Source organism: Microcoleus sp. PH2017_12_PCY_D_A, from assembly GCF_020738565.1.
Lineage (GTDB): Bacteria > Cyanobacteriota > Cyanobacteriia > Cyanobacteriales > Microcoleaceae > Microcoleus.
In genome coordinates this window covers 1-14094 of the sequence record NZ_JAEQCI010000072.1, presented here as the reverse complement: position 1 = coordinate 14094, position 14094 = coordinate 1, and the positions used below count along the sequence as shown (strand labels likewise).

General features: G+C 46.9%; 9 protein-coding genes. 6 read left to right on the top strand and 3 right to left on the bottom strand.

The features are described 5' to 3' along the window. Positions 1 to 12 precede the first annotated feature (12 nt). A complete protein-coding gene (locus JGK39_RS20890; protein WP_293256680.1) occupies positions 13 to 282 on the bottom strand; it encodes a YciI family protein in 270 nt (89 codons plus the stop codon). Positions 283 to 446: 164 nt separating this feature from the next. Here JGK39_RS20890 and JGK39_RS20885 point away from each other — a divergent pair, with 164 nt between their 5' ends. Then, on the top strand, positions 447 to 1016 hold the full coding sequence (locus tag JGK39_RS20885) for a Uma2 family endonuclease (protein WP_293256677.1): 570 nt from the start codon (positions 447 to 449) through the stop codon (positions 1014 to 1016). A gap of 113 nt (positions 1017 to 1129) precedes the next feature. Here the strand turns inward: JGK39_RS20885 and pheT are convergent, their stop codons facing one another. Further along, a complete protein-coding gene (gene pheT, locus JGK39_RS20880) occupies positions 1130 to 3574 on the bottom strand; it encodes a phenylalanine--tRNA ligase subunit beta (protein ID WP_293256674.1) in 2445 nt (814 codons plus the stop codon). A 537-nt stretch (positions 3575 to 4111) separates the two neighbouring features. On the opposite strand from pheT, the gene JGK39_RS20875 reads away from it, so the two are divergent. From JGK39_RS20875 to JGK39_RS20860, 4 genes are all read left to right on the top strand, one after another. After that, positions 4112 to 5743 (top strand): serine/threonine-protein kinase, encoded by a 1632-nt coding sequence (locus JGK39_RS20875; protein WP_293256671.1) that lies wholly within the window; start codon positions 4112 to 4114, stop codon positions 5741 to 5743. 154 nt (positions 5744 to 5897) lie between these two features. After that, positions 5898 to 8969, top strand: coding sequence for an MASE1 domain-containing protein (locus JGK39_RS20870; protein WP_293256668.1), 3072 nt, complete (start codon positions 5898 to 5900; stop codon positions 8967 to 8969). A 527-nt stretch (positions 8970 to 9496) separates the two neighbouring features. Continuing rightward, positions 9497 to 11281: a PAS domain-containing sensor histidine kinase gene (locus tag JGK39_RS20865; protein WP_293256664.1), complete on the top strand. Its 1785-nt coding sequence runs from the start codon at positions 9497 to 9499 to the stop codon at positions 11279 to 11281. Positions 11282 to 11499: 218 nt separating this feature from the next. Next, a complete protein-coding gene (locus tag JGK39_RS20860) occupies positions 11500 to 11988 on the top strand; it encodes a hypothetical protein (RefSeq protein ID WP_293256661.1) in 489 nt (162 codons plus the stop codon). Positions 11989 to 12177: 189 nt separating this feature from the next. Here the strand turns inward: JGK39_RS20860 and JGK39_RS20855 are convergent, their stop codons facing one another. Beyond that, positions 12178 to 12666, bottom strand: coding sequence for a WbuC family cupin fold metalloprotein (locus JGK39_RS20855; protein WP_293256658.1), 489 nt, complete (start codon positions 12664 to 12666; stop codon positions 12178 to 12180). Between the two features lie 94 nt (positions 12667 to 12760). On the opposite strand from JGK39_RS20855, the gene JGK39_RS20850 reads away from it, so the two are divergent. After that, the gene (locus tag JGK39_RS20850; protein ID WP_293256655.1) at positions 12761 to 13969 is read left to right on the top strand and encodes a tetratricopeptide repeat protein; all 1209 of its coding nucleotides are present in this window, start codon (positions 12761 to 12763) and stop codon (positions 13967 to 13969) included. Positions 13970 to 14094 lie beyond the last annotated feature (125 nt).

The following is a 14094-nucleotide window of genomic DNA, read 5'->3' as shown; positions in this document are numbered from 1 at the left end:
CTATGCACCCCTTCAAAAAGCTTGAATCCACTCTTTTATTTCGTATTCAGTCCAAATCCCATTTACCCAATAAGGATCGGCTTCAACTAATTCTCGCACAGCAGCCTCGTTTTCGGCTTCGTAAATTGCAAAAACTTTTGTTAAATCTGTCGTTGGCCCGATCGTACTTAATACACCCGATTCCTTCTGCTTAGCCAATCCGGCTAAATGAGCGTCTCGAAATGGAGCACGTTTTTCGAGGACATCTTCGCAGTAACTTCCCCACATTACATATTTGGTCACGGTTTTGAGCCTTGGATGAATTTATTTGAAATTTATTGTACAATAAGTGTAGCAGGATTTGATAATTTTTTTTAGGATAAGATTGATTGACTACAGAGGGTGCTGAGGGCGCTGAGGAAGAGAGGGGAGAAAGAGAGACGTTTGTTAAATAGGAGGAGATAACTATGACTTTACTAGACCTTCGGCTGCTAACGGTTCAAGAATATGACCGGATGACGGAAATTGGTATTTTTGATGAGGATGAACGGGTAGAATTACTAGCAGGACAGATAGTAAAGATGGCAGCAAAGGGAACAGCACACGGTGCGGCGGTAAAACGAACAGAGAAGCTACTGGAAAACCGTTTGGGAGAGAGGGTTTTGGTGCGACTGCAAGACCCTGTTCGGCTCGATAATTACTCGGAACCTGAACCGGATATTTCTGTAGTTATACCAGATCCACTTTACTATGAAGACCACCATCCAACGCCATCGGAAATTTATCTGATTGTGGAAGTTGCGGATACTACGCTGAGAACGGATTGCGGGATTAAAGCGAAAATTTATGCTGAGTCGGGGATTGCTGATTATTGGGTTTTGGATGTGAATAATCGGCAACTTCATGTTTTTCGAGAACCGAGTCAGGATGGTTATCAAAGTCGGGTGATTCTGGCGGATGATGCGAGTATTTCTCTTTTGCGGTTTCCTGATCGTTCTTTTTTTGTGCGGGAGATGTTGCGGCCTTTAAATTATTGATTTTATGTGTGGATTTTTGCGGACTAAAGTCCGCACTACGAACCTTTGATATAGGTTCGTAGTGAGGACTTTAGTCCTTCTTGAATGCGGACTGAAGTCCGCACTACGAAGGGTTAGCTTCTGAGGCTGACTCCGAATTTTTCTACTAGGATGTCCCGGACTTTTTGTTGGGCTGGTTCGACATCGGTTTCGCTTAATGTTCGATCGCCCGATCGATAAACCAACCGAAATGCTAAACTACGTTGTCCCGCCGGCACGTTTTCCCCGCGATACTCGTCGAAGAGCTCCACCGAATCCAGCAAACTACCCGCCGCCTGCTTCATCGCGCCCTGCATCTCAACCACCGCAACTTCAACCGGCGCGAAAAATGCGATGTCTCTGTCAGAAGCCGGGAAACTCGAATAACCTGCGAATTTGCGAGTCGATTTGTTCGATCGACCTAACTCATCCAACAACACGGCTAAATCTAATTGAAACACATAAACCTGTTCCGGCAAACCCTTTTCCTGCTGCAATTGCGGGTGTAGCTGTCCGAAAACTCCCAACCGTTTCCCGTTCAAGGATAGCGCGGCTGTGCGGCCCGGATGCAAGCGCCCATTAGACGAATCGTTTGCATATTCCACAGCCAAACCCAACTGCTGAAATACGCTTTCCAAGACACCTTTGGCCTCAAACCAAGTCAAAGGTCGATCGCGCCCGGATTGCTGCCATTTCCACGCAGTCGGGTCGCCGCCAATAATCCCCGCCACGGCATCTGATTCTTTCTTGGCATCCCCTTCTTTCCAAAAAATGCGTCCGACCTCAAAACCGTTAAGCGCGCCGTTCCCTTGCTCCAAATTGTACCCGAAAGCATCAATCAAACCCGACAGCATTTCCGTCCGCAAAGCCGAATACTCAACAAACAGCGGATTCGCCAGCACAACTTGATTGTCTCCCTCGGTTTTCACCAAAGAATAGTGCATCAACTCTGTCAAACCTGCCGCCCGAAAAGCCGATCGCACGTTCCGTATTTGCGCGTATTCTGGAGATAAATAACCGGGTTCTGTTTCGCTGGGTAAAGTATCGCAGAAATTGTCGTAACCGTGGAGTCTGGCGACTTCTTCAATTAAATCGATTTCCCTTTCTAAATCGCGGTAGCGGTAAGCAGGAACAGTTATCGCAAAAACTCGTTCTTTTTCCGTCGCAGTCACTTCGCAGCCCAAAGCTGTGAGGATATTTTTTACTTCCTCCGGTTCCAGATAGGTTGAACCGCCGGTTGCTCCTCTTTTTAACTGTCCTAACACCAAGTTTATGCGATCGAGACGCAATTCGAGCGATCGCGAAAAACTTAAATCTTCCCCCGAATTCGCCGTTTTCTGCACCGTCGCAGTCCCGCCAGCCAACTCCAAAATTAGGGCAATAGCGCGATCGCACGCCGTCGTCAATGCCGCCTGATTCACCCCCCGTTCGTAGCGGATCGATGCCTCGCTCCGCAGGCCTTGAGCGCGCGCAGAACGGCGAATCGTTGCTTGGTCGAAAATCGCAGCTTCCAAGACTAAATTTACGGTTCCTTCGTGAACTTCCGTGTCTTCGCCGCCCATTACCCCAGCTAAGGCTACGGGTTTGTCGCTAGCAGTAATTAACAGATTTTGCGATTGCAGATTGCGGTTTTGTCCGTCCAAGGTTTTGAAGGATTCCCCTGGTTTGGCAAAGCGCACGCCGATACTGATGTCAGAAGTGCCGGTGAAAGATTGCAGGCGATCGCGATCGAAAGCGTGCAGCGGTTGTCCCCACTCCAGTAAAATGTAATTAGTGACATCAACCACATTACTAATCGGCCGCACACCCGCCGCCTGCAACCGCTGCTGCAACCAAGCTGGAGACGGCGCAATTTTTACTCCTGAAATTTCCGTGCCGATGTAAATTGGGCAGCCTTGCAGTTCCGATATTTCTACTGCCAAATTCGGACTTTCTTTGCCATCAATCGCCACACCATCAGCTTCAGGAATTCTCAAAGTTGCGCCAGTCAGTGCGGCCACTTCCCGCGCTACGCCCACCATGCTCAAAGCGTCAGCACGGTTAGCAGTTGCTGTCAAGTCTAGAATCACGTCATCTAAACCTAAAAGCGGGCGAATATCCCTGCCCAATTCGGGATTTTCTAGCTCAAATATATGAATTCCTGCTGATTCTTTAGACAAGCCCAATTCGGCGAGAGAGCAAATCATTCCTTCCGAAGGAACACCCCGCAATTTAGCTGGTTTAATTTTCAGATCGATCGTCGATAAAAAAGTACCGACAACGGCGACTGGTACATAAATATCCGCCCTCGCATTGGGTGCGCCGCAAACAATATTTAAGGCTTCTGGTTTGCCGACATCGACTTGACAAACTCTCAATTTGTCAGCGTTGGGATGCTGTTCGCAGGCGACTATTTTGCCCAATACTACCCCGTCGGCCCATGCACGCCGGTCTTCGATTTCTTCGACTTCAAATCCTGCCAGTGTCAGGGTTTCGGCTAATTCTTCTGGGGAACTCGTCACATCCACCAATTCTCGCAGCCAGTTTAGAGAAATACGCATAATGAGAGTCAGTAGTTAGTTGTTCGCGATCGGTAGTTATTCGTCATTAGTCTACGCCGGCGGGCTTCGACTGTGCAGTCCGAGAATTTATTCGGGAAAACTTTTCATACCATACTAATTAAAATTTGTCAAGACGATTGCGGTAGATATCAGCAAAAACGAGCGATCGCCCTTTCGGTCGATGGCTGCTGTGGGATGAGTAACATTCTCAATCAGAGAATGAGGTATGCTAGAGACATCTAACAGCGCAAAAAGCACCTAAGTTTAGAAAGACTTTACACAAAAAAGGACAACTTTAGCAAGTCTTTAAACTATCTTCAAGGATAATCTACCGCAAAAACTCACAGCAACGAGATAATTAAAATAGGGAAAAGATATCGGCCTAAAAGACTTAGGTGCAATTCCAATTCGCACGCCGCAGCACGGCCCGCCGGCAACTGATAGAGCTGTATTTCTAGCAGATGCGGTTTAAGGGAATTTGTGCCCTCGAGCGATCGCCAGAGCAAAATCAGAAAAATATAGGCAAACTCAATCAACATGAGCTACTGCGTAAATCCGGGCTGTCCACATCCTCAAAACCCTCCTGACTCTATTCTCCAGTGTCAGACCTGTGGTGCGCGGTTATTGCTGCGCGCTCGCTACCAAGTCATTGAACCGTTAGGACAAGGAGGTTTTGGAGCTACATTTCTGGCAAAAGACATCTCTTTGCCAGGTCAACCGAGTTGCGTAGTCAAGCAACTCCGACCCAGTAGTTCGTCGCCGCGAGTTTTAGAAATGGCGCGGGAATTATTCAAGCGAGAAGCGAAAACCCTCGGCCAACTCGGCGACCACCCGCAAGTGCCGAGGCTGTTAGATTATTTTGAAACCGAACAGCAATTTTACTTAGTTCAAGAGTATGTTAAAGGCTCGACTTTGAAACAAGAAGTCAAACAATCAGGGCGTTTCAATGAATCAGATGTTAAAAATTTTCTATTAGAAATTCTCTCGGTAGTGCAATACGTCCACAGCCAAGGAGTAATTCACAGAGACATTAAACCCGCAAATATTATTCGCCGCGCTCAAGACAATCACTTGGTTCTGATTGATTTCGGAGCAGTCAAAGACCAAGTTAGCCAAACACTATTATTAGACCCCGCCGACCAAAGCGCCAACACGAAATTTTCAGTTGGTACGTTTAGTTTTGCTCCCCCCGAACAAATGGCGCTGCGGCCGATATTTGCCAGCGACATCTACGCCTTGGGCATGACTTGTTTGTATTTGCTGACAGCAAAGTCTCCCAAAGATTTAGATTTTGATGCGGTAACTGGCGAAATTGTTTGGCAGCCCCACGTTCAGGTGAGCCCAAATTTTGCGCGGATTCTTGAGAAAATGCTCAAGCCCATGGTCGGCCATCGCTTTCAATCGACAGGAGATGTCGTAAAAGCTCTGAATGGCGAATTTGAAGACGCAGATCTTTGCAACGGCTTGACAACTCAATTCAACGCAGGTGGGCGCACGGTTGAAGAACCAACGATATTTAATAGTGATGCTACTTCGTTGCCTTCGCCCCAGATGAAAAACGATCGAGATTTGCGTGCCAAGCAAAGCATCCGCACTAGAACTTCCTTCAGTCAATCGGGAAATACAGGGATGCAGCCGAGAGTTTCCCGGACTTTGGCTGAGTCTGGCAGAACTTTCGGAACTGCGGCCTTGTCCAATGGCAATTTAGCAGGACAAAAGGTAACGAAAGCGGTTGTAAAGTGGGAAAGTAACAGCTTGCGAGCGGCATATTTTAAAGGTAAACGCGATTTTGCTGACTGCGAACTGTCGGGTTTGCAATTGCCAAAAGCGCAGTTGGCGGGGGGAAATTTTTATCAGGCTAGGTTGGTGAAGGCAAATTTGCAAGCAGCGGATTTGTCGGGGGCGAATTTGGGCCACGCGAGGTTAATTAAGGCGAATTTGCGATCGGCAAATTTGACTGAAGCTTATTGCAGCACTGCTAATTTTGAAGGTGCGGATTTTCGAGGTGCTGATTTGACGGGCGCTTATTTGAGCAAGGCGAATTTGCGGGGCGCGAATTTGTGCGGCGCCAATCTAACTGACGCTACAGTTACTGAGGAACAACTCGCAAGTGCCAAGACAAATTGGCTGACTACTAAGCCCGATGGTAAGCGGGGTTTTGGATTTTAAGAAGTCATTAGTCATTAGTCATTGGTCATTGGGCAATTCTCCCCCAATCTCCCCCTCTGCCCTTCCCCCAGTCAGGTGATTCCTCTGGAGGAAGCTCGATCGCCCAAAGTCACCTAAATTAAAAAGTAGCAATGGAGGATTCGATCGCACAAAAATGAAACTGCTCAACCGCCGGACTCGACCTTTTCTGCACGCCACCATCCTGGCCCTGGCCTACTTTGTCACCGGAAAACTCGCAGCCTCCGTACTGGGATTGGTGAAAGCCGAAGCCTCCCCCCTGTGGCCGCCCGCCGGCATCGCGCTGGCGGCAGTGCTGCTACAAGGGCGACGGATGTGGCCGGGAATTGCCCTCGGTTCGGTACTGTTAAACTCTACCTTCGCCGCGGGTATACCCTCCGCCGTGATTGTGACATCCGCTTTTAGCGTCACCCTGCAAGCACTGGCTGGGGAGGCTGTGCTCGCGCGGATCGGATTTTGTACTAAGCTCGATCGACTGCGAGATGTTCTGGGTTTGGTGGCGGGCGCTGTCATCGGGTCTACTTTGCTCGGTTCTGCACTCGGCAACTTGGGTACGTGCTTTTTTGGTTGGGCTCAGTGGAGCAATTTCTCTCGCAACTGGTGGACTACGTGGCTCGGAGACGGCATGGGAATTTTAATTGTCACGCCAGTGTTGCTGACTTTACACCACGCTATTAAAAGTTTTAAATCTCCCCTAAATCCTCCGATTATTACTGATTTTTTATCATTTTTTAACTGGCTAAAATTCCAATTGCCCGTTGCTAATTATGAATCATCAATTGCTAACTATCAATTCTTAACTACACATTATTTAACTCTATCAAACACAAACAAAAATAGATATAAGATTATATTTTTAATTTCTAATTATTTAGAAGCACTCATTTTATTCATTCTTCTATTGAGCGTGAGTTGGCTAGTTTTTTGTTGTAAAACAAAGGGGGCGAGTGCTCTTTATCCGCTGGAATATTTGCCTTTTCCTCTCATAGTTTGGGCCGCCCTGCGGTTTCAACAGCGGGGAGCAATTTTTGCTTATTCGATCGTCTCTTACATCGCGATTTTGGGAGCTGTGCAGGGAGGCGGCCCGTTTCTGCTTAAAAGCGAAAATTTGCAACAGGCGGTTTTATTTTTACAAGCTTTTACTGCTACGATCGCCATTGTCGCCCTGATGTTGGCTGCTGCTGTCGCTGAACGCCAGCAAGCCCTGGTGGAAGTCCACCGCACGGCGGCTCTGTTGCGCGACGCTCACGCTAGTTTAGCTAACGCTCAGCGCATCGCTCAATTGGGGAATTGGGATTTAAATTGTGCCGCCGCCGCCACAACTACAAACTGTGCAGAATCCGCAGCACATCATATATCCAATATCGAATTGCGGTGGTCGGATGAACTTTATCGCCTCTTGGGTTTGGCTCCGGGAACTGTTAAACCAACACCATCCGTTTTTTTGCAGGCGGTACATCCAGATGATAGAGAATTGGTGGCGCGATCGCAATGTCAAGCGATATTTGAACGCAAACCCTATTGCATTAACTACCGAATTTTACTCGCCGACGGCTCCGAGCGCACTGTCTGCGAACAGTCGGCAATTAATTCTAACGTCATCGCCGCCACAGTCCAAGATGTTACCGATCGCCACCGCACAGAAGCGGCTTTGCGGGCATCCTCCCATCGCGATCGGCTCCTCTCAGAAATGGCCCTGCGAATTCGTCACTCCCTCGATCTCGAAGCAATTCTCAACACCACTGTTGCTGAAGTTCGGCAATTTTTCAAGGCTGACCGAGTTTTCATCGGTATTATGGACGGAGGCGGGGCAAATTTGGCTAGCCCGCTGCGCGGTAAAGTTGTTGCTGAGTCTGTCGCAGTGGAATGTCCTTCTCTTATAGGATGGGTGCTCGCTGACGAAAGTTTTATCGAAAAGCAGAAAGCTTTTTATGCTAACAACCTCGTCCGAGTAGTCTCCGATACTGCTACGGTGCAAGTCAGCAACATCATTGCCAAATTGTACAGCGACTATCAAATTCGGGCGACCTTAACTGTGCCGATCTTCCTCGGGGAAGAATTGTTCGGGATCTTGGCCGTCAACCAGTGTTCTGGGCCCCGCCAGTGGCAAGAATTTGAAATTGATTTGTTAGAAAAACTGGCTACCCAAGTCGCGATCGCCCTCTCTTCAGCCCAACTTTTGCAGCAAGTAAAAGATCTCAATGCCAACTTGGAATCTCAAGTGGAGGAACGCACCCGCCAATTGCAGCAAAAAATGCACGAACTGCAAGAAAGCAACCGCCTCAAAGATTTATTTTTGCACGCAGTTTCTCACAATCTCCGCACTCCAGTTATGGGAATGTTAATCCTGCTGAAAAATTTGCTCAACAAATCGGCCTGTGAGTCCCTACAGGATGTTCCGGTTTCGCGATCGATTTTGCAGCGCATAGTTCAGGCCAGCGAACACCAGTTGACTATGGTTAATTCCCTCCTCGACGCTCACGCTAGCGAGGTCAAAGGTATTGCTCTCAATACCGAACCGCTGCACTTGCCATCTTTGATTTCAGCAATTGTTGCAGATTTAGAACCGATGCTGGCCAAAAATCAAGCAACTTTGATTCAGGAAATCCCGGCTAATTTGCCGCTCGTAAATGCTGACAGCAAACACTTGCAGCGGGTGCTAGAAAATCTCCTAACCAATGCTATCAAGCACAATCATCCGGGAGTAAATATAACTTTTAAAGCCGAGGTAATAGAAGTAGAAAAAGCCCTAATTTTTGAAGGAAATTCACAGGTTTTTGCTTCCCCAAATACTGCCGTAGCCCGCTGTATCCCCAACCTCCCGAATGCTGCGGGCGATCGCGCGGGGATGTTCGACACCCCGAAAAATCAAGAAACCCGGGCCAAATTTCACCTCGACGGCAGTTGCCAACTGCCCCGCTATCAGGGTCAAATTGGCAATACAGGCGGCAAATTGCCCAAAGTCACCGTAAAAATGGTTCGCTGCACTGTAACAGACAATGGAGTGGGAATCAGTGCCAGACAGCGGGAAGCTCTGTTTGAACTTTACGTTCAAGACCCCCATAGCCGACAATTAACAGGGCTGGGTTTGGGGCTTTACCTCTCCAAGCAAATTATCAAAGCTCACGGCGGCTTCATCGGCGTCGAAAGCACTCCCGGAGGCGGCTCAACTTTCTGGTTTTCGCTACCAACTGTCAGTCGATTTTAGATTTTAGATTTTAGATTTACTTGACAGATGAATGTGGTACCAATTTTTTATGAGGCTGCACATATCTCGATCCCCTCTAACCCCCCTTGATAAGGGGGGGACAAGATTCTTCTCAAAGTCCCCCTTCTTAAGGGGGATTTAGGGGGATCGAGATATGTGTAACTTCACATTAAATTGGTATGGGAGGTTTAACTCTTAGTCTAAAATTTTGATTTCTCCACGACAACAGTCGGGCGCTTGTATCCGTTTGATATGATGTCCGATCGATTACCATAACAAAAACGGTTCGTAGTGTGGACTTTAGTCCGCTCTTTTTGCGGACTAAAGTCCACACTACGAACCTATTTTATCGCGGTCAATCGACTGGACATCATAGGAGGGCTGATTTAACTCAGACAATCGCTATTAACCCAATTATTAAATCTTCAATTCTTCAATTATTCAGTCTTCAATTCTTCAATCCAAAATCCAAAATCCAAAATCCAAAATCCAAAATCTAAAATCCAAAATCTAAAATCTAAAATCCTATGTTCTATCCTGGCCATAAAAAATCAGTTCAGGCGTTAACGGTTTACGAGGTGTGGCGCGATCGCTTCCTGGGCGATCGGCTGAGCCCTGCTGTCCGAATTGCCATCTTTTTTGCCTTCACAATAATTGTCTATCTTCTGGGCGAAGCAATCTTCGCTCCCCGGGAATTTAAAATTGTTTATTTGTACACTAGCGCTGCTGTACAATTTGGCTTGCTGACTTGTTTAATGTTGCAAAAAACCTCGATCGGTAAGCGCTATCCCGGTTTACTATTTTTGGGTTTTTCGTGGTCGTTAACAGTCGTCGTACAGATTGGGTTGGCCGCCGCAAAAGTCGGAGACTTACCGATTTTAACCTGGAGTTTAGCGTTTCTCACCCAAGCTACGCTGATGCCCGTCCGCTGGCGCCTGCACCTGATTTCTCAACTCGGTGTTTTGTTTTGCCACGTCGGCATAAATTTAATTTTAAATCTAAGTTTGGCTAAATATACTGCTTTTAGGCTGAGCGGGTTTTACTTGTATTTATTTTGGTTTTGTTTGATCTGCGATTTATCAGTTTATTGGTACGAATGCTTGCAGCGGAAAGAGTTTACTACCAGGCGCGAGTTGGAATCTGCTTACCAGCAGTTGGAAGTGGCGGAGGCGAAGTACCGCAGCATTTTTGAGAATGCTGGCGAGGGAATTTTTCAAAGCACTCCCGAGGGGCGCTATATTACTGCAAATCCAGCTTTGGCGCGGATTTACGGCTACGATTCCCCGGAAGCAGTGACGGCAAAGTTTACTGATATTGAGCGACAGTTGTACGTAGATCCGACACGCAGAAATCAGTTTTTGCGATCGATCGAGCAAAGCAACACAGTCTCGGATTTTGAGTCGCAAATTTATCGCTCAGACGGCAGTATTGTCTGGATTTCAGAGAAAGCGCGGGCGGTACGGGATAGCAGCGGCTCCGTGCTTTATTATGAGGGTTTAATTGAGGATATCACGCAGCGCAAACAGGCCCAAGAATCGCAGCGGTTGTTTATTCACGCTCTTTCTCACGACTTGCGAAATCCGGTAGCGGGAATGTTAATGGTGCTGAAAAGTTGGCAGACAAAAAAGGGGGAATCCATCGCCATTCCCCGTTCTGTTTTGGAGCGGATGATTCAAGGTAGCGAGCAGCAATTGCGGTTGATAAATTCGCTATTGGAAGTTCACGCCGGGGAATTGCGCGGTTTGGTTCTGCACTGCAATGGGGTAGATTTGAGAGCGCTAGTCAAAGCGGCGGCGGCAGATTTGGAGCCTTTAATCAATGAGGCTCAAGCTACTTTTACAAATTTAGTACCAGATGATTTGCCCGCAGTGAATGCTGACTATACTCAGTTGTGGCGCGTTTTTTCTAATTTAATTTCCAATGCTTTGAAACACAATTTTTCCGGACTAAAATTAAAAATTTCAGCTCGAGTAATTACTGCGGAAAATATTATAAATTCCATCACAGGCAAACAAAATATAAAAAAAATCCCAATTACCAATTCCCAATTACCAATTACCAATTACCCAAATAGTATGATTTACTGTAGCGTTGAAGATGACGGAGTGGGAATATTGCCGGAACAGTGCGAACATCTGTTTGACCTTTATGTTAGGGGCAATCAATCCCGACACTCCGTCGGTTTGGGTTTGGGTCTATATCTTTGCCGGCAAATTATTGGCGCTCACGGCGGGGAAATTGGGGTAATTAGCAGTCCGGGTGCTGGGGCAATTTTTTGGTTTACTTTGCCCTTGGCTGAAAATTCTCGGTGAGTTTTTTGTATGCTTAACTACATTTTATCAGGTTTTCCCGCCACAGGTGGCGCCAGACCGGGTGAAGCAAAATTAATCTCTAGAAGTATTGATATTAATTTTAAATAGTGCTAGAATCACTAAAATATTTTCTAGGTTTTTTTCCTAGCTTCAGATTTTCTTGAGAAACAGCACTTAATCTAGAGAATATTTAAAACTAGATAACAGACCTGCAATTTATGTTTGTTGAGAACAGCTCAGAAAATACAGGTAAAGACGATGCAGCTAAGTACGACTCAGCCAAATATAACGAGCGGTCGTTCTCAACTTTAATCCGGGCTATCCGTCTTTCTCAAGGTTACTTTTCTTTCGTTTTAGTCCACTGCAACTCCCTGGCCTTGCGGCAGCAAATAGTCGATCGCCTCCAAGCAACTTGTGTCCCGAAACCGCAGCAACTGTTTGTGCCAAAATCGGCGACAACTCTCTACACGACAATCTCCGCAGAAGTAGACGGCGAAAAGCCTCCAGCTTTAATGATCCTCGGTTTGGAGTCAGTGGAGTCGATCGATCGATTGCTGACTTCCACCAACCTAGTATGCAGCGAATTCAGCAAAAAATTTGCCTTTCCCGTGGTTTTTTGGGTGACAGATGAACTTCTCAGAAAAATCATTCGCACCGCCCCAGACTTATACAATCGGATGACAACAATTAGATTCATCAGTCAGTAGTCAGTGGTCATGGGGCATGGGGCATGGGGCATAGGGCATGGGCCCGCGCAGGTCCTTGGTCAACTGCGACCGAGAATTAGCACATTCTTAATTGCTGAAACGCTTAATCTTCTTCCTTCTTCCTTCTTCCTTCTTACTTCTTCCTTCTTCCTTCTTCCTTCTTCCTTCTTCCTTCTTCCTTCTTCCTTCTTATATAAATTCCGCTTCCCAAATCCCGACTAATTCCTGCGCCGCCTCAGTACCCTCAGCCGGAAAATCCGGCAAAAAGTCTTTATCCGCCGCCACCTCATAGGGCCCTTCCTTGAACTCCAAAATCGCGGTATCCGCAGCCAAAGCAACCAGCGTGTGAATAGTTCCCTCTGGAAGTTCCACAGCGCGGGTGGGCCCGATAGCGCTAACTCGGAACGATCGCAAAATTTGACCGTCTTCGTTCAAAATCAGAATACCCACTTCTCCTTGAATCACCACAAAAAACTCAAAACCGTTAACCTCGGGCGGGCGCAGGTGCCGGTGAGGGCGCACGTAAGTACCCATTTGCAGCACGTTGACAAACCGCTGCACCTTTTCTGACAAATCGTGGAAATTGTAGTTTTGTCGCCTGCGGGGATTGCTGCGAGAGGAAGCTGCAACTTCGTCTAGCAATTCTTGAGTCAAACACTTAATCGGAGAAAGCTGCACAACAGATATCCTGTATTTAATAGTTTTTGAACAAATCGGCTAGGCTGAGATCATCTTTACCAGCATTTCTTGGCATATGAAAATCGCAAATCAGGTGCTTATCACTAAGGCAATGCGTTTGTCAAGTATTTTTAGAACAAGTATTAGCCCGATCGCCCTTTTGACTATTCTACTCTGCGGCAGTGCCGTTTGTGCATCCCAAGCGAGGGCTGCTACCGTGTTAATTCAGCAGGAATTGCCCCAGCAGCAACTAAAAGACGAAATTCGCGATCGAGTTCAAGAAGAAGTTGACATTGCTTTTGGGCGCACGGCCCTGCTGCTGAATGGGTTGGTAATTGCCTTAACTTTGTTTCCGACAGCAGCCGGAGTCGCTGTTTGGTTTTTGTTAAACAAATTGTCCAAGCAGACAACAATTGCTCGCCAAGAAATCGAAAGTCTCCACTACGATACCATCTCTCAATTAAAACTATTAATTTCGGATGCTGAAAGTATCTTAGGTGAAATTCAATACCAAAATCACCCAGCCGATGTAGAAACAGATTTGTTATTACCGGATGCCCAAATTCAAGAATTTGCTCCGGTCAACTACGGCAATTATCAACAGTTATTGACGGCGGCCGACTATGCCAAACAGGGAGATGCTTGTTTCTTTGAAAACCGCTACGAAGATGCGATCGCAGCTTACAATCAAGCCCTGCAAATTCAGCCGGATTTAGCGGATACTTGGAACAATCGAGGAGTTGTGCTGACTCGAATGCAGCGGTATCCAGAGGCGATCGCATCCTACGAACAGGCTACCACACTTCGCCCGACCTATCCAGATGCTTGGAACAACCGAGGTGTGGTATTGTTGGAGTTGGAGAAGTACCCGGAGGCGATCGGCTGTTACGAACAAGCCATCCAAGCCAAACCAGATTATGCCGACGCTTGGAACAACCGAGGCGTTGCTTTTTCCAAAATGCAGGAGTACGAACAAGCAGTAATTTCGTACAATCAAGCTCTACAAGTCAAAAATGATTATACTGACGCTTGGAACAATCGAGGCGTGGCACTGTCCAAATTGCAAAAGTACGAAGCGGCGATCGAGTCCTACGACAATGCTGCTAAAATTCGACCTGACTTTTACAGAATATGGTACAATAAAGCCCGATGTTATGCGCTTCAAGGTAAAATTGATTTAGCAATTGAAAATTTAAAGCGCGCCCTGAATCTCAATCCTAATTTGTGCAAAGAGTTGGCAAAAAATGAAGCTGATTTAGAGAATATTCGCGAACACGATGCCTTTAAGCAGTTGATAGGTTAATCCATGAGAAATGGGGGCGGGTATTTAGAAACCGGGTTTCTACGAATATTTTCAGTGAAGTACGAAAAATAAGGGAAGAAACCCGGTTTCTGAGATTAGCGTACACCCAGACTTTGTAAGTAGCG

Excerpts from the sequence above, each read along its gene's own strand:
- JGK39_RS20885 (WP_293256677.1), top strand. The coding sequence starts at position 447 with ATGACTTTACTAGACCTTCGGCTGCTAACGGTTCAAGAATATGACCGG.
- pheT (WP_293256674.1), bottom strand. The coding sequence starts at position 3,574 with ATGCGTATTTCTCTAAACTGGCTGCGAGAATTGGTGGATGTGACGAGT.
- JGK39_RS20875 (WP_293256671.1), top strand. The coding sequence starts at position 4,112 with ATGAGCTACTGCGTAAATCCGGGCTGTCCACATCCTCAAAACCCTCCT.
- JGK39_RS20870 (WP_293256668.1), top strand. The coding sequence starts at position 5,898 with ATGAAACTGCTCAACCGCCGGACTCGACCTTTTCTGCACGCCACCATC.
- JGK39_RS20865 (WP_293256664.1), top strand. The coding sequence starts at position 9,497 with ATGTTCTATCCTGGCCATAAAAAATCAGTTCAGGCGTTAACGGTTTAC.
- JGK39_RS20860 (WP_293256661.1), top strand. The coding sequence starts at position 11,500 with ATGTTTGTTGAGAACAGCTCAGAAAATACAGGTAAAGACGATGCAGCT.